Below are 16494 nucleotides of genomic sequence, written 5' to 3' on the forward strand. Positions count from 1 at the left end.
CACCATTCCCCGCTTCTCAAAGCACGTTGTGGACTTCGTCGATTGAGGTTTCCTCGATGCGCTTATCGAGCACGATCTCGCCGCGCGCCATCGCGACGACACGATCACAGCAGTCAAAAACGTGGTGCATGTTGTGGCTGATGAAAACACCAGTGACACCCTGCTCCTTCAGGCCACGAACAAAGCCTATCACCTTCTGCGTTTCCTTGACCGACAGATGGTTGGTCGGCTCGTCGAGAATCATCACCTTCGACTTGAAGTGCATGGCGCGCGCGATGGCGACGCCCTGCCGTTGGCCCCCCGACAGTTCACCAACCAGCGCATCGGGCGAGCGCAGATGCAGATCAACATTGGCGATCGCCTTGATGCTTTCGCTGCCCATCTTCTTCTGATCGAGGATGCCCACGCCGAATACGGAAAACCGCGTGGGTTCCCGGCCGATAAACAGGTTCCTGGCAATCGACATGGTGGGAACCATGGAATTGTATTGGTAGATGGTCTCGATACCAAGGTTCATCGCATCGCGCGGCCTGGCGATCCGCACCGGCTTGCCATCGACCAGGATCTCGCCCTCATCGGCTGTATGGACCCCAGACAGAATGTTGATGAGCGTCGACTTGCCGGCACCGTTGTCGCCAATCAGCCCGAGTGCCTCGCCCCGCTTGAAGTTCAGGCTCACACCCTTCAGCGCATGGACGCCGGAGTACCATTTGTGAAGATTGCGGACGGAGATGATTGCGTCGTCCATGCCTCAGCCCTCCATCTTGATCGCCTTGGCGCGCTTGCGCATCCAGGCGTTGGCGACGACGGCGAAGATTGTCAGGAAGCCGATCGCAAATTTGAACCAGTTCGCGTCAACGGCGGAGAGCACAAGCCCGTTGTCGATGATGCGGATGAGGATCGTGCCGATGATACCGCCCGCGACCGTACCGATGCCACCCGCGAGCGAAACACCGCCGATGACAGCCGAGGCGACTGCCTGGAGTTCCAGACCCTCGCCGATGGATGGCAAAGGAGAGCCTAGTCTCAGCACTTGCAACATGCCGGCGAAACCGGACAGCATCGAGCAAAGCATGAAGCATGCGAGTTTCACCCTGGCGGTCGGGATGCCCATCGAGGCGGCAGCCGGATGGAAGCCGCCGGTGGCCTTTACCCAGTTGCCGAAATTGGTCCGGGAAAGCATCAGCGAAGTCAGCACGGCAATTCCGACAAACCACAGGAACGACATGCGGAACATGTGGCCGGGACCGACAAACGAGGTGAACAGCCAGTTCGGTAGATCGACGGGAAGCAGGGGCGGAAACCCGCCCGAGACGACGATCGTCAGCGATCGGGCGATGAACAGCATGCCGAGCGTGGTGATGAAGCTTGGGATTTCGAACCAGATCGTGACGTAGCCATTGATGAATCCGATCACCGCGCAGACGACCAGGCCGGCCAGCAAGGCAAGAGGGAAAGGGACCCCCTCGACCATGAGGACGGCCATGGACATCGGCATCAGCGCAAACACCGATCCAACCGACAGGTCGAACTCGCCGCTAATCATCAAGATCGTGACACCGATGGCGACGAGGCCCGTTTCGGGCAGAATGCCGAGTATGCCACGAAGGTTGTCCTGGTTGAGGAACACGCCATCGGAGCGAATCTCGAAAATCACCACCAGAAGCACAAGCAGGATCAGTCCCGCCAGTTCCGGCTTTTCCAGATAGGTCTTGAAGAGGCGTTTCAAGGCAGGCTCCAGGAATTCGAGGCGAGGGACTACCCGGCGGCGCGAGCGCCGCCGGGTGAACGCAGTGCGCGTGCAGGCCTAACGCAGACCTTGCGCGGAAAGCGTCATGATCGCGTCGGCCTGGTCCGGGCGCACGATGCCCTGGCCCGTATCGATGTCGGAGGGTGCCAGACCTACCTTCTTGTTCAGGTAGGCCTCCATCACTGGCATGAAGCCCTGCATGTAGGGCTGCTGGTCCACCAGGGCCTGCACATAGCCCTTCTGCATCTGCTGCAGGACTTCCGGCACCAGATCGAAGCCGCCAAGGAGGACCTTGCCGGGCGCGACACCGCGATCCTGCAGGGACCGCGCAACGCCAGCGCACCAGAAGCCGGTGTCGAAATAGGCGGTGGTGTCGGGATGCGCGTTGAGATAGGCGCCGACACGATCGGATGTGACCGCAAGGTCCGTTCCGCTGTCGATCCGCTCCCATGAGACCTGGCGGTCGGGATGGGCCGCCTTGTACTCTTCAAGGAACTTCATCACGCCTGCGCCGCGACTTTCCGACCAGTTCTGGCCTGGTGCGGAAATGCCGACCAGAACCTTGATTGGCCCTTCTTTCGGGAAGCTCTCGGAAATCGCCTTGCCGAGCGAATAGCCCGCAGGCACGAAACCTTGCCCGATGAAGGCCTGCCGGGCATTGCCCTTGGCGCCTTCGGTGTCATCGACATTGACGGCAATTACCAAGACACCGGCGTCTCGCGCCTCCTTGATGACGTCGTCGAACGCCTTGTTGTCGACGATCGAAGTGAGCAAGGCATCCGGCTTGGCGGCAAGTGCTGCGCGCATGTTGGCGAGTTGCTGCTCGACCGAACCTTCGGTCTGCGTGAAAATCATGTTGCACTTGGCCTCGACCTTGCCGCAGGCATCGTCAAAGCCCTTCTTCACCGCCTGCCAGAAGGTGTTCGAGGCCGATGAATGGTGCGTAAAGACGATATTGAGCCCGTCGGCGCTGGCGATCGAAGGCGCGGCAAACAGCGTCGTGGCGAGCAAAAGCGTTGGAGTCAGTCGTTTCATTACTATTCCTCCCGTTGAGTGTTCTTCAGATGTCTGCCTTGTCGGAGACGCGGCGATGGACGGTGTAGGCCCGACCGAGGTCGGGATTGAGTTCCAGCCCGAGGCCGGGGCCGGGTGGCACGGTGATCATGCCGTCCTTGACTTCCGGCAGCGCGGTCACAAGGTCGCGATACCAGGTCCGGTAGAATGCCCTCACACTCTCCTGTACGAGTGCGTTGGGCGCGTTGAGGGACAAATGCGTGGAGGCCGCCAGAACCACTGGCCCGGTGCAGTCGTGCGGGGCGACTGGCAAGTGCCAGGCCTCCGCCATCGCTGCGATCTTGCGTGCTTCCGAAAGTCCGCCGCACCAGGAAATGTCCAGCATCACAATGCCTGCAGCACCAGTCTCCAGCAGATCCCGGAAAGCCCAGCGACTGCCTAGAGTTTCCGACGCCGAGATCGGCGCTGGGCTCGCGGCCTCATAACGCTTGAGATCGGCGAGGCTGTCCATGCGGATCGGATCCTCGTGCCAATATGTGCCATAGGGTCGGAGCGCCTTGGCGATCTTGATAGCGGGCAGGAGCTGCCACATCGAATGGAACTCGACCATGATGTCGATCCTTTCGCCGACGGCCCTGCGGATCTTCTCGAAAGGCTGCAACGCGGCTTTGAGGTCGGCGGCGGCAATATCCTGCCCCCTGCTTTTCTCGGCGGCATGGTCGAAGGGCCATATCTTCATGGCCGTGATACCGTCTTCAAGGAGCTCCGCCGCCAATTCATCGGCGCGATGAAGGAACCCGTTCAGATCGTCATAACCCTGCCTTGCGCCGAGACCATAGTTCGCGGTGGTCTGTCCCTTGCCGTCCTTGATATATTCGGTGCCGGCGCAAGTGTTGTAGGTACGGATTGACTGTCGCGAAAAGCCTCCAAGAAGCTGCGCGATCGGCTGGTTTGTCGCCTTGCCGAAAATATCCCAGAGCGCGATGTCGAAAGCGGAATTGCCGCGAACCTCGGCGCCGCTTGAGCGGAAACCGAGATAGCCAACCAGATCCGCGGAAAGCAGATCGATCTGCAGAGGATCGCGGCCGATTACGCGTGGCGCAACATATTCGTGTAGGTATTCCGCGACCGTGCGCGCCATGAAGAAGGTCTCGCCAAGGCCTGTGATGCCTTCGTCGGTATGCACCTCGACCCAGAGCAGATTGGGCCGCTCTTCGATGCGAATGGTCTCGATCGAGCGGATTTTCATGCGATCCCCGCATCGATCAGCGCCTTGACGCTCTTGTCGAAATGCGCGGCCATATGTTCGGCGGCAAGCTGCGGATTCCCCGCGATGATCGCCCGAGCAATATCTCCGTGACCCTCGATCATCTTGATCTGCTCTTCCTCGGTGGCACGCGTGCGCCAGCCGATCACCCAGGTGCGTCGCGTGACACCGCTGAAGGCATTGATGATCAACGAGAACACCGGGTTGTGGGAGGCCTGCGCGATCGCCTCATGGAATGCGATGTCGTGCTCCATGACGATCTCGGGCGAGCGACAGTTCTCACGCATCAGCCGCGCGTATTTTTCTATTTCTGCCGCCTCCGCGTCGGTCCGACGGAGTGCGGCGAGCGCCACTGTGCGCATTTCGATGGTGCGGCGCACATCATAAACCTGGTGGACGCTGATCTGTTCGGTGGTGACGCCGTGCTCGATCACCATCGACATGGCACCAATGTCGAGCTTGGCGACGCTGGCGCGCCGACCGGCGCTCATATCGATCAGGCGCATCGCCGACAGCGACCGAAACGCCTCCCGCACCACAGTCCGCGAGACGCTGAGCTTGCGGGTCATATCGGCTTCGCTTGGCAAAAGGTCGCCAGGGCCAAGTCCCTCGACGCGAATATGTTGAGTGATGGCCTGAATGGCGGCGCTTACCAGGCCGGGATTGGTCTCCTCTTGCGTCATGTTGCGATCGCTCACCACTTGCCCCAAACCTGTATGATATGTTTTCTTGAAATGCATATATCTTTGTGAAATGTTGTCTGTCAAGCGAAGCCACCAAGGGCACGAACGGGGAGCGAATGGATCGCGAAGAGACGCAGGCAATTTTGGTGTTCGATGCCCGGGATATCGTCGGGGAGAGCCTGATCTGGGACGAAAACAGGAAAACACTGATCTGGGTGGACATCATCGGGCGGCGTATCCACCTGCTTGATCCGGACACTCTCGATCACCAGAGCTGGCAAGCACCGGACCTCGTAACCTCGATCGGCCTGTGCAATGACGGCGGCGCAATCGTCGGGCTGCAAAAGGACGTGGCGCTGTGGGATTTCGGGGAAACCTTCAGGATGATCGCGAAGATCGAACCGGATAGCCCGAACACCCGGTTGAACGAGGGCGTGGTCGCCCCGGACGGCTCATTCTGGGTCGGGACCATGGAAAACAATATCGGCCCGGACGATCTTCCCCTCGATATTTCGCGAGATGCGGGGCGGATCTATCGCGTCGACACGACAGGCATCGTGGAGGCGCTCAGCACCGATCGTTTCGGTATCACCAACACGATGGTCTGGACGGCGGATGACATCTTCGTCACGGCGGACACGACGAAGAACCAGATCTTCCGCTATCGCTGGGATAGGGTGCAATCGCGAATAACCGACAGGCGCCCTTTCTTCTCAGGTTTTCCGCGCGGTCTGCCAGATGGGTCGTGCATGGATGCGGAGGGCTATGTCTGGAATTGTCGCGTTGCGGGCGGCGGCTGCCTCGTCCGCATTTCTCCCGATGGCGTTCTCGACAAAGTCGTGGAACTGCCCTGCAGCTGGCCAACGAGTTGCGCATTTGGTGGCGAGAACCTCGATACTCTCTTCGTCACGTCGGCGCGATTTACCATGACCGTTGGACACTTGCAGGCAAACCCGCACGAGGGCGGATTGTTCGCGGTTCGGACAGGCGCCCGAGGCACGCCGACCAACCGATTTGGATGAGATGTCCGTGGATCGACGCGCCATCAGTGGACCTTACCAATTGCGGCCCTGGGAGGGAGCGATGTTGCGAGATCGTCAGGCCATTGTGTGTTGCTCGACTGCAATCAAGCAGGGTGCTGCAACTGGCTGAGCCCACCATCGACAACGAGACAGGCCGCGTTCATGAACGGGCTCTCGTCGGAAATCATGAATACCGCGGCCAAGGCGATCTCGCGCGTCGAGGCGATGCGGCCACCGGGATGCAGCGCCATCGTCTTGGCACGCGCCTCGGCCGGATCGGCAAAGCTGTTCCAATAGTCGATGACCTTCTGCGTCTCGACATAGCCGGGCGCCAGCGCATTCACGCGCACGCCCTGCCCCGCATATTCGAGCGCCAGCGACTTGGTCAGGCCGAGCAGCGCGTGCTTGGCGACTGGATAGGGGAATGTGTGCGGGATGACGGTGAAGCTGTGCGTCGAGGCGATGTTGAGGATGGCGCCGCCGCCGCTTGCGATCATGCCCGGCAACACCGCCTTGCTGCAGTTCCAGGCACCCTTGACGTTGACGTCGAAATTGCGGTTCCACAGCTCCTCGGTCGCATCGAGCGGCGTCGAGAACACATTCATCCCGGCGTTGTTGATCAGCGCGTTGATCGGGCCGATTTCGGCGGCTGCCCGTCCGACGGCAGCGGCAATAGCAACGGCGTCGCTGATGTCGGCCGCAACATGCCCGACATGGCCCTGCGGCGCGTCAAGGCCGTCGACGGTCTTGTCCAGCAACGCACCGTCCTGGTCGACCAGGAACAGCTTTGCACCTTCGGCAAGGCAGGCCTCGGCAAGGGCCAGCCCGATGCCTTGCGCCGCGCCCGTCAGGAAGATGCGTTTGCCGGACAGGCGCTCAGTCATGGTTCTCCCTCCAGTCGAAGACGGTCATTCGCATCTTGCACCGTGCGCCGTTTATAGCGCGGCTGCAGGCCGACATGCCCTGCCCCTTTCTCAACGCCGCCCTAGTGCCGATGAGCGCAGATTGTCGAGCAGCACGGCGAGCAGCAGGATCACGCCGCGCACGATGTACTGGTAGAAGGCCGGGATGTTGAGCAGGTTCATGGCGTTTTCGGCAATGCCCATGATCAGCACGCCGACGATGACGCCCGACATCGTGGCGCGGCCACCGGCGAGCGAGACGCCGCCGAGCACGCAGGCCGAGATGACGGAGAGCTCGAGCCCGACCGCTGCATTGGGCTGGCCGGAAGTGATGCGCGACGCGAGCAGGATGCCGGCGATACCGCAGACGACGCCCTGCAGCGTGAAGATCCAGATGCGCGTCCTGTCGACATTGACACCGGCAAGCCGCGAGGCCTCCGGATTGCCGCCGATGGCCAGCGTGTTCTTGCCGAAGACTGTGCGGTTCAAGACGAAGCCGAATACCCCGAACAGAAGGGCCAGCACCCAGATCGGCGTTGGTATGCCGAGCAATTTCGACAGCGCCAGCTGGTAGAAATCCGGGCTGTTGATGCCGACTGCGCGGCCGTCCGACGCGATCAGCGCCAGGCCGCGCACGATCTGCATGGTGGCCAATGTCGTGATCAGCGCGTTGATGCGGAATTTGGCGATGACGACGCCGTTGATGAAGCCGACGAAGGCGCCGCAGGCGATTGCCGCGAGAAGCCCAAGCAGGATCGAGCCGGTGGCGTTCGATGCCATCACCGCGACCATGCCGGCAAAAGCGACGATCGAGCCGACAGAGAGGTCGAAGTCGCGCGCGGCAAGGCAGAACATCATGGTGCAGGCGACGATGCCGACGGTGACCACCGACTGCAAAAGGCCAAGCATGTTGCGGTCGGTGAGGAAGTTCGGCACCAGAGCCGACACCAGCGCGAAGGCGACGAGGAAGATGACGACGAGCCCCTGTTCGCCGAGCAGGATTTTCTTCAACTGGTCGGTCATGGCAGAAGTCCTCAGGATGCGATCGCGTCGGGGGTTTTCGTGTCGGGAAGAGCGGCGGCCAGGATCGCCTTTTCGGCGAACTGGTCACGCACGAGTTCGGCGCTGATGCGCCCGCCGCACATCACCAGGATGCGGTCGCAGATGCCCATCACCTCCGGCAGTTCGGACGAGACGACGACGATCGCCATGCCATCCTCGGCAAGCTGGTAGAGCAGTTCGTAGATTTCCGATTTGGCGCCGACATCGATGCCGCGCGTCGGCTCGTCGACGATGAGAACCCGCACGCCCTGTTCCGACAGCCAGCGGCCGAGAATGACCTTCTGCTGGTTGCCGCCGGAGAGGTTTATGATGTCCTGCCTGCGTGAGGGGGTGCGCACCTTGAGCTTCTTGATGAAGGTCTCGGCGGTCGCGATCTCGCTGGCGCGATTCAGCACACCGAAGCGCGCGTGATGGCGCCGCGACGAGATGTTGATGTTCTCCTCGATCGAACGGCCCTGGATGATGCCGTCATGCTTGCGGTCTTCCGAGCACAGCACGATGCCGGCCCGGATCGCGTCATGCGGATCGGTGGCGCGGACCATTTTGCCGTCGACCTTGATGGTGCCGCTTGATCGCGAGTCGGCGCCAAAAACCAGCCGCATCAGTTCCGAACGCCCGGCGCCGATCAGCCCGAAGAAGCCGACGATCTCACCGGCCTTCGACTCGAAGCTTGCCGGCGCCCTCAGCTTTGCCCCAGAGACACTGTCGACTTTCAGGCGAACCTCTCCGGCCTGACGCGGACGAAAACCCCAGATGTCGGAGATTTCGCGGCCGACCATCTCGGCGACGACCTGGTCGCGGGTGACACCTTTCAGCGAGACGTGGTGCGCCGCGAGCTTGCCGTCGCGCAGCACGGTCAGGCTGTCGCAGAGGCGGAACACCTCGTCGAGCCGATGCGAGACATAGATGATGACCTTGCCTTCGCCGCGCAGGCGATCGATCAGAGCAAACAGGATTTCGCTTTCGCGCGACGACAGCGACGAGGTCGGCTCGTCCAATGCGATGACACGCGCGTCGAGCATGATCGCCTTGGCGATCTCGACCATCTGGCGTTCGCCGATGGACAGCGTCTTGACCTTGCGGCGCATGTCGATGTCGATGCCGGCCGATTTCAGCTTCGCGCCGACATCGTCCAGCATCCGGCGGCCGGCGATGATGCCGGCGCTGGCTGGAAAACGGCCGAGGCTGAGGTTTTCGGCAATGGTGAGTTCGGGAACGAGCTGCAGTTCCTGGTGGATGACGATGACGCCATTGTCGAAAGCATCCCTGGTCGAGGCATAGGCCTGGACCTTGCCGTCGATGCGGATCTCGCCCTCGTCGGCATGCTGGTCGCCGGAGAGAATCTTGATCAGGGTGGATTTGCCCGCCCCGTTCTCGCCCATCAGGCCATGCACCGCGCCCTTGTCGACGCCGAACGAAACGTCCGACAACGCCTTGACGCCCGGATAGGTCTTGGTGATGTGGGAGAATTCGAGAAAGGACACCGCGCCGATCCTTCTTGTGCCATGGCAAACAGGCGGCGGGATGAGCCGCCGCCTGTTTGTACAGGGAGGATTATTCGATGCCGAGGCCCTGCCGGACCTTTTGGTAGTCGTCGCGCTTGGCCAGCGCGCCGGAGGTCAGGATCAGCTTCTCCGGTTCCTTGTTGTTGGCAACCCAGTCGTACATGTTGAGCGCCGTCTCATAACCATGGCGCTTCGGCGAGATGATTACCGTGCCAACAAAACCGGTGGCGGTCGGCTTCTTGAACTCGTTGATTGCCGAATCCGCGCCGCCAATGCCAACGCCGATCATGCTGTCCGCCGGAATGCCGACGCTTTCGGAGGCGCGCACGGCGCCCAGCACGGCTTCGTCGTTGAGGCCGAAGGAGACCCACTTCTTGATGTCGGCATGGGCGTTGAGCACGACCGTCGCGGCGTTGAGCGCGGCTTCCGTATCGGTCTTGGCCTGCGGGGCATCAAAAATGTTCGCGGCCTTGAAGCCGTTTGCCTCGAGCACAGAGATGGCGCCTTCCACACGATCGACCGCTGTCGGCAGCTGGTCATAGGAGACGCGGATCGCGCCGACCTCATCGGCCTTCCACCCACGCGCCTTCATTTCATCGACGATCGCCTGGCCGACGGCCTCTCCGATCTTGGTCGCCGAGATGCCCATATGCGGCACCTCTTCCAGCGCCTTGCCGTCGGCACCGACCAGGCGGTCGTCGACGGTCATCAGCTTGAGTTTGTTGGCGGCGGCCTTGGCGACGATGCCGGGGCCAAGCTTCACGTCCGGCGTGCAGACGATGAAACCCTGGGCGCCCTGGGCGCCGAGATTGTCGATCGCCGACATCAGCTTCTCACCATCCTCGGCACCGATCTTGACCAAGGTAAAGCCCTTTTCCTTGGCGGCCTGGTCGGCGAACTTCCATTCGTCCTGGAACCACGGCTCCTCGGGCTGTTTGACGATGAAACCGATCTTGGTGTCCTGAGCATAGGCAGAAGCGATCGTCGTGACGGACAGCACGGCAAGCGCACCCGCGACGAGCGCGGTTTTTAAAAGTCGCATGATTACCTCCCAGCGATAGGCCGGGCGCTCAGCCCGGGTGCCGGAGTGTTTATTCGCTTTTATCATACCCGTCAATTGATCTGGTATGATAATTAATGTACATGCTCGGGTCAGTGATCTCTGGCGCAATTGATCTGCATCCGTTAGGCCGGACAGATTGTGCGAAACCAGCGGATTCGCCGCCTTTGGAGGAGGGCCGAGGTGACCGATATCTTGAAGAAGGCACAGGGCGAAGCGGTCATCCGTCGCCCGCGTGTCATGCCCGATGTGACCAAGGCGATTGCTTCGGACATCTTTTCCGGACGCTACCCGGCCGGGTCCTCCTTGCCGACCGAAAACGAACTTGGCGTCGAGTATGGCGTCAGCCGTACCGTCATCCGCGAAGCCCTGAAGGTGCTGGCCGCCAAGGGACTGGTGCTGTCACGGCCGCGTGTCGGCACCATCGTCTGCAATGAGGACAACTGGAATATCATCGACCCGCAGGTGCTGGCCTGGCACGCACCGCATGCGCTGGACGACAAGCTTTTCGACGCCATCCTCGAAACACGCCGCGCCATCGAGCCGCTGGTCGCCGAGCTTGCCGCCACGCGCGCAACACTGCAGGAGATCGCCGATCTCGAAGCGGCCTGGCGAGGCATGGCAAGCGCCGGCGAGGATCTCGCGATGTTCTCGCGCTCCGACATCGCCTTCCACCAGATCGTCTATGCCGCGAGCCATAACCCGATCTTTCGCCAGATCGGCAATTTGATCGACACTGGGCTTAAATTCTCGCTGGAAGCGACGGCGATTATTTCGCTCGAGCGGCGCATGGAAGCAGTGGCGGCGCACCGCGAGGTGGTGGAGGCGCTGCGCATGCGCGATGCCCAAGCGGCGCGCGGCGCGGCCAATCGAATTCTCGACCTCGCGGCACGCGATCTCGTCAGCGCAAAAAAACTCAAGAACAACTGAGACACACAGACCGCATGAAAATCATCTCGCTCACCACCTATATCGTGCCGCCGCGCTGGCTGTTCCTGAAGATCGAGACCGATGCCGGCGTCACCGGCTGGGGTGAGCCGGTTGTCGAAGGCAGGGCGCCGACCGTCGAGGCGGCGGTCAAGGAGCTTGGCGATTATTTGATCGGCAGGGACCCTCGCCTGATCGAGGACCACTGGACGGTGATGCATCGCGGCGGCTTCTACCGCGGCGGGCCGATCCTGATGAGCGCCATCGCCGGCATCGACCAGGCACTGTGGGACATCAAGGGCAAGGCGCTCGGCGTGCCAGTGCATGAGCTGCTCGGCGGCAAGCTGCGCGACTCTATCAAGGTTTATTCCTGGATCGGCGGCGACCGGCCGGCGGAGGTCGTCGCCGGTGCGAAGGAAATGGTGGCGCGGGGCTTCCTGGCGCTCAAGATGAACGGCACCGAGGAATTGCAGATCGTCGACAGCCACGACAAGATCGATGCCGCTGTGGAGCGCGTCGCCATGGTGCGCGAGGCGGTCGGCCCCAGCATCGGCATCGCCGTCGACTTCCACGGCCGAGTGCACCGGCCCATGGCGCGCATCCTGGTCAAGGAACTGGAGCCCTATCGGCTGATGTTCATCGAGGAGCCTGTGCTCAGCGAAAACCGCGAGGCGTTGAAGGAAATCGCCGCCCTTGGCTCGACGCCGATTGCGCTCGGTGAACGGCTCTACAGCCGCTGGGACTTCAAGTCGGTTTTCGAGGAAGGCGTCGTCGACATCATCCAGCCCGACCTGTCGCATGCTGGCGGCATCACCGAGTGCCGCAAGATCGCGGCGATGGCAGAAGCCTATGACGTGGCCGTGGCGCCGCACTGCCCGCTCGGGCCCATCGCGCTTGCCGCATGTCTGCAGCTCGACGCGGTCAGTTATAACTGCTTCATCCAGGAGCAGAGCCTCGGCATCCACTACAACGGTGCCAATGACCTGCTCGACTATGCCGCCAACAAGGATGTCTTCCGCTACAAGGATGGCTATGTCGCCATTCCCGATGGCCCGGGCCTGGGTGTCGAGATCGACGAGGACTTTGTCAAGGAGCGCGCCAAGCAAGGGCACCGCTGGCGTAACCCGATCTGGCGCCACAAGGACGGCTCCTTCGCCGAGTGGTGATCCCATAGCGGAGCCGGCTCGGAGCCGAATTGCATTCCATAGGCTCCGAGTTCGGCTTTGGAGTCGGCCGTCAGTCTTCGTCGTCTCGCAGCAGCTAGGTCAGTCGTGCCCGTGTCGTGCGCGGCGTGGCCAGGAGCAGGCTCGTTTCGCTGCCGGTTATGCCGGCTATGAGCCGGATGCGCCGTAGCACGGCATCGAAATCCGTCAGTGAGGCGGTCCCGAGTTCGACCACCAGGTCCCAGCGGCCATTGGTGGTATGGATGGTCGAGACTTCGGGGAAGCCGCCCAGCGCCCGAACCACGCGGTCGGCGGCATGACCCTCTATCTCAATCAGCATGATCCCGCGGATGCGCTGATCGACGGCGTCGGCGCGCAGCACCACCGTGTAGCCGATGATCTCGCCAGATCGTTCCAGCCGCTCCATACGCGCCCTGACCGTGGCGCGCGAGACCCCGAGATCGACGGCGAGGTCCGACACGCTGCGACGCGCGTCATGCCGCAGCAAGGTCACGAGCCGTTCGTCCAGCGCATCCATAGAGTCTTACCAATCTGATCAGTTGTGATGCCATTATGATAAAGCAGGCTTTTCGAATTGCCAATTGTGCCTGTTCATATCGCCGGCTCGCCATGGTTCCCTCGCGGCCATTCGAACTTGAGCCGCGGAAAAAACAATGCGTTGCAGAATCGTCGGGGCGCCGGTGCAGGACGGCGCTGGCAGAATGGGATGCGAGATGGGGCCGAGTGCCCTGAGGACCGCCGGACTTGCAGAAGTGCTGTCCGGCCTCGGCCACTCTGTCGAGGATATGGGCGCCGTCCAGGCAATTCCGGTGCGGCGCGTTGTGCATGGCAATTTGGCGCTGAAGGCCCTGCCCGAGGTATCGGCCTGGACATCCGCCATTGCGGAGGCCGCCTACGTGGCCAGCAAGGACGGCATGCCAATCTTTCTCGGCGGCGATCATTCGATCTCGGCCGGGACCTTGTCGGGTCTCGCCCGCCGCGCCGCCGAGGCCGGACGCCCGCTGTTCGTGCTGTGGCTCGACGCGCATCCGGACTTCCACACGCTCGACACCACCGCCAGCGGCAATCTGCACGGTGTGCCGCTCGCTTATGCCAGCGGCCAGCCGGGTTTCAGTGGCTATTTCCCGGATCTGCCGGCAGTGGTCGATCCCAAGCGTATCTGCGCCATGGGCCTGCGCAGCGTCGACCCGGCCGAGCGCAGCGCGCTCAACCAGGCGGGGGTCACCGTGCACGACATGCGCGCCATCGACGAGCATGGCATCGCGCCACTGCTGCGCGCCTTCCTGGCGCGGGTATCTGCCGAAGACGGGCTGCTGCATGTCAGTCTCGACGTCGACTTCCTCGACCCGTCGATCGCGCCCGCGGTCGGCACCACGGTTCCCGGTGGCGCGACGTTCCGTGAGGCGCATCTGGTGATGGAGATGCTGTCCGACAGCGGCCTCGTTTCCAGCCTGGATCTGGTCGAGTTGAACCCTTTTCTGGACGAGCGTGGCCGAACCGCGACGCTGATGGTCGACCTGACGGCGAGCCTGATGGGACGTCGCATCATGGAACGCCCGACTCGTAGCCATTCCGGGAGCTTTTGATCATGACCACGGCAAAACTGAACATCGTCCCCTTCGTCAGCGTCGACCGCATGATGAAGCTGGTGATCGCCATCGGTGTCGAGCGCTTCCTGACTGAGCTCGCCAACTATATCGAGGAAGACTTCCGTCGCTGGGAGCTCTTCGACAAGACGCCTCGCATCGCCTCGCACAGCCACGACGGCGTCATCGAACTGATGCCGACAAGCGATGGACGCCTCTATGGCTTCAAATATGTCAACGGCCACCCCAAGAACATGCGCCAGGGTTTGCAGACGGTCACTGCCTTCGGCGTGCTCGCCGATGTTGGCAGCGGCTACCCTATGCTGCTCACCGAAATGACCATCCTGACCGCGCTGCGCACCGCCGCTACGTCCGCTGTCGCGGCCAAGTATCTGGCGCCGAGCGGCGCGCGCACCATGGCCATCATCGGCAATGGCGCCCAGTCGGAATTCCAGGCTATCGCCTTCAAGGCGCTGACCGGCATCGACCGGCTGAGGCTCTACGACATCGACCGGTCAGCCTCGCTGAAATGCGCGAGGAACCTGGCTGGCATGGGGTTCGACATCACCATCTGTGGGACCGGGCAGGAAGCGGTTGAAGGTGCCGGGATCATCACGACCGTTACCGCCGACAAGCAGTGCGCCACGATTCTCACCGACAACATGGTCGGCTCCGGCGTCCACATCAACGCCGTCGGCGGCGATTGTCCCGGCAAGACCGAGTTGCACAAGGACATCCTGCTGCGCTCCGACATTTTCGTCGAGTTCCCGCCACAGACACGCATCGAGGGCGAGATCCAGCAGCTGGACTCCAACCATCCGGTGACCGAGCTCTGGGAAGTGATTGCCGCCAAAGCCCAAGGACGCCGGGACGCCAAGCAGATCACACTGTTCGATTCAGTCGGCTTCGCGATCGAGGACTTTTCGGCACTGCGGTATGTTCGCGACCAGCTGCAAGCAACAGGCCTCTATGAGGAACTCGATCTGCTCGCTGACCCCGACGAGCCTCGCGACCTGTTCGGCATGCTGCTGAGGGCGGCCATGCAGCCTGCCGCATGAGGATCCAACAGATGCCCCCCTCAGGCACATACATCGCTGGAGATGGGGCCTTCGTAGACAGAGCACGACACGAGGCGAAAACAGCGACCCCTCGTCTGCCTGGCGCCCCTAGGCCAGCCCGAACCGCTCCACGGCGCGCATGATGCCGCGCAGTTCGGCGAGGCCTTTCAGCCGGCCAATCAGCGAATAGCCGGGATTGATCCTGGTCTTGCCGATATCGTCGGCGAGCAGATGGCCATGGTCTGGTCGCATCGGAATGCGCCAGTCGGCACGGCCTTCGCCGCGACGGCGCGCCTCTTCCCGCATCAAGGCGAGAATGACATGCGCCATGTCGGTGCCGCCCTCGAGATGCTCGGCTTCATGGAACGAGCCGTCATCCTCGATAGTGATGTTGCGCAGGTGGACGAAATGGATGCGGTCGGCGAATTCCTTGACCATGCCGACAATGTCGTTGTCGGCGCGCGTGCCGTAGGAGCCGGTGCAGAACGTCAGGCCATTGGCCGGGCTGTTAACGGCATTGAGGATGAACCGCGCGTCCTCGGCAGTCGAAACGATGCGTGGCAGGCCATAGAGCGAGAATGGCGGGTCGTCTGGATGGATGCACATGCGCACTCCCTCCTGCTCGGCCACCGGAATGATCTCGCGCAAGAACCAGGCAAGGTTGTCACGCAATTCCTTCGGCCCGATCGAATCGTATTCGGCCAAGGCCTCGCGAAAACTGTCACGGTTGTAGCTGCGCTCGGTCGCCGGCAAGCCGGCGATGAGGTTGCGCTCGATCCTGTCGATCTTTTCGCCGCTCAGTTCCCTCAGTCGCGATTCCGCCTCGGCGATACGGGCGGCAGTGTAGCCGGCCTCGGCATTCCTGCGCTTCAGCACAAACAGGTCGTAGGCCGCGAAGTCGATCGCATCGAAACGCAGCGCATAACCGGTCGTCGGAAGCCGATAGGCCAGATCCGTGCGGGTCCAGTCGACCACCGGCATGAAATTGTAGCAGATCGTCGCGATGCCGGCCTTGGCAAGCGCACGGATCGTTTCCTTGTACCAGCCGACATAGCGAAGCCTTTCCGCCGAGCCGATCTTGATCGAGTTATGGACGGGAATGCTCTCGACGACCGACCAGGTCAGCCCCGCCGCCTCGATGATCCGCTTGCGCTCCAGGATGCTCTCGAGTGGCCAGGCGCGCCCGTCATAGATATCGTGCAAGGCCGAGACCACGCCTGTCGCACCTGCCTGCCTGACATGATCGAGCGTCACCGGATCGTCCGGTCCATACCAGCGCCAGCACTGTTCCATTGCGACTATCCTTCTACGAGAGGTCGGCAAATTTATTGTTGGACCACGATGAGAGTCAAACCAAAAATTCGACCACCAATCCTTGAGATTCTTGGTTCATCCTGGTCGTAGTCTCAGAAATAAAGGCCAAAATCGGTTGTTTTCTCCAAAGTCTGAGAATATGCTGGTCCAACAATTAGAG

The 16494-nt window shown here is 61.8% G+C and carries 16 protein-coding genes; 5 read left to right on the plus strand and 11 right to left on the minus strand.

The genetic code is table 11. The features are described 5' to 3' along the window. Nucleotides 1-16 precede the first annotated feature (16 nt). The 5 genes from BLS48_RS23170 to BLS48_RS23190 form a co-directional block, all read right to left on the minus strand. The gene (locus BLS48_RS23170; protein ID WP_091582658.1) at nt 17-748 is read right to left on the minus strand and encodes an ATP-binding cassette domain-containing protein; all 732 of its coding nucleotides are present in this window, start codon (nt 746-748) and stop codon (nt 17-19) included. 3 nt (nt 749-751) lie between these two features. Then, nucleotides 752-1729, minus strand: coding sequence for an ABC transporter permease (locus tag BLS48_RS23175; protein WP_091582661.1), 978 nt, complete (start codon nt 1727-1729; stop codon nt 752-754). Between the two features lie 78 nt (nt 1730-1807). Next, nucleotides 1808-2785: a sugar ABC transporter substrate-binding protein gene (locus tag BLS48_RS23180; protein ID WP_091582664.1), complete on the minus strand. Its 978-nt coding sequence runs from the start codon at nt 2783-2785 to the stop codon at nt 1808-1810. 25 nt (nt 2786-2810) lie between these two features. Next, nucleotides 2811-4013 carry a mandelate racemase/muconate lactonizing enzyme family protein gene (locus tag BLS48_RS23185; RefSeq protein WP_091582667.1) on the minus strand — a complete coding sequence of 401 codons (1203 nt, stop codon included), beginning with the start codon at nt 4011-4013 and terminating at the stop codon, nt 2811-2813. Continuing rightward, the gene (locus BLS48_RS23190) at nt 4010-4714 is read right to left on the minus strand and encodes a FadR/GntR family transcriptional regulator (RefSeq protein WP_091582873.1); all 705 of its coding nucleotides are present in this window, start codon (nt 4712-4714) and stop codon (nt 4010-4012) included. The genes BLS48_RS23185 and BLS48_RS23190 overlap by 4 nt, the downstream gene beginning before the upstream one ends. Nucleotides 4715-4830: 116 nt before the next feature. Between BLS48_RS23190 and BLS48_RS23195 the strand changes: the two genes are divergently transcribed. Further along, on the plus strand, nt 4831-5736 hold the full coding sequence (locus BLS48_RS23195; RefSeq protein ID WP_091582670.1) for an SMP-30/gluconolactonase/LRE family protein: 906 nt from the start codon (nt 4831-4833) through the stop codon (nt 5734-5736). Between the two features lie 104 nt (nt 5737-5840). On the opposite strand, the gene BLS48_RS23200 is transcribed toward BLS48_RS23195, so the two are convergent. The 4 genes from BLS48_RS23200 to BLS48_RS23215 all read right to left on the minus strand — a co-directional run bounded on the left by BLS48_RS23200 (nt 5841) and on the right by BLS48_RS23215 (nt 10247). After that, nucleotides 5841-6620, minus strand: coding sequence for an SDR family oxidoreductase (locus BLS48_RS23200; protein ID WP_091582672.1), 780 nt, complete (start codon nt 6618-6620; stop codon nt 5841-5843). A gap of 90 nt (nt 6621-6710) precedes the next feature. Continuing rightward, nucleotides 6711-7661, minus strand: coding sequence for an L-arabinose ABC transporter permease AraH (gene araH, locus BLS48_RS23205; protein WP_091582675.1), 951 nt, complete (start codon nt 7659-7661; stop codon nt 6711-6713). Between the two features lie 11 nt (nt 7662-7672). After that, on the minus strand, nt 7673-9184 hold the full coding sequence (gene araG / locus BLS48_RS23210; protein ID WP_091582677.1) for an L-arabinose ABC transporter ATP-binding protein AraG: 1512 nt from the start codon (nt 9182-9184) through the stop codon (nt 7673-7675). A 70-nt stretch (nt 9185-9254) separates the two neighbouring features. Further along, on the minus strand, nt 9255-10247 hold the full coding sequence (locus BLS48_RS23215) for an arabinose ABC transporter substrate-binding protein (protein ID WP_091582680.1): 993 nt from the start codon (nt 10245-10247) through the stop codon (nt 9255-9257). 258 nt (nt 10248-10505) lie between these two features. Here BLS48_RS23215 and BLS48_RS23220 point away from each other — a divergent pair, with 258 nt between their 5' ends. Together BLS48_RS23220 and dgoD are read left to right on the plus strand one after the other, a co-directional pair. After that, a complete protein-coding gene (locus BLS48_RS23220) occupies nt 10506-11195 on the plus strand; it encodes a FadR/GntR family transcriptional regulator (protein ID WP_091582875.1) in 690 nt (229 codons plus the stop codon). 14 nt (nt 11196-11209) lie between these two features. After that, nucleotides 11210-12358, plus strand: coding sequence for a galactonate dehydratase (gene dgoD, locus BLS48_RS23225; RefSeq protein ID WP_091582682.1), 1149 nt, complete (start codon nt 11210-11212; stop codon nt 12356-12358). A gap of 94 nt (nt 12359-12452) precedes the next feature. Here dgoD and BLS48_RS23230 read toward each other — a convergent pair whose 3' ends face one another. Then, entirely contained in the window at nt 12453-12893 is a 441-nt protein-coding gene (locus BLS48_RS23230; protein WP_091582685.1) for an Lrp/AsnC family transcriptional regulator, read from the minus strand. A 136-nt stretch (nt 12894-13029) separates the two neighbouring features. Here BLS48_RS23230 and rocF point away from each other — a divergent pair, with 136 nt between their 5' ends. Together rocF and BLS48_RS23240 are read left to right on the plus strand one after the other, a co-directional pair. Next, nucleotides 13030-13962 carry an arginase gene (rocF, locus tag BLS48_RS23235; RefSeq protein ID WP_091582688.1) on the plus strand — a complete coding sequence of 311 codons (933 nt, stop codon included), beginning with the start codon at nt 13030-13032 and terminating at the stop codon, nt 13960-13962. Between the two features lie 2 nt (nt 13963-13964). Further along, nucleotides 13965-15020: an ornithine cyclodeaminase gene (locus BLS48_RS23240; protein ID WP_091582691.1), complete on the plus strand. Its 1056-nt coding sequence runs from the start codon at nt 13965-13967 to the stop codon at nt 15018-15020. A gap of 108 nt (nt 15021-15128) precedes the next feature. Here the strand turns inward: BLS48_RS23240 and uxuA are convergent, their stop codons facing one another. Then, nucleotides 15129-16313: a mannonate dehydratase gene (uxuA, locus tag BLS48_RS23245; RefSeq protein ID WP_091582693.1), complete on the minus strand. Its 1185-nt coding sequence runs from the start codon at nt 16311-16313 to the stop codon at nt 15129-15131. Between the last annotated feature and the right edge of the window lie 181 nt (nt 16314-16494).

Source organism: Mesorhizobium qingshengii, from assembly GCF_900103325.1.
Lineage (GTDB): Bacteria > Pseudomonadota > Alphaproteobacteria > Rhizobiales > Rhizobiaceae > Mesorhizobium > Mesorhizobium qingshengii.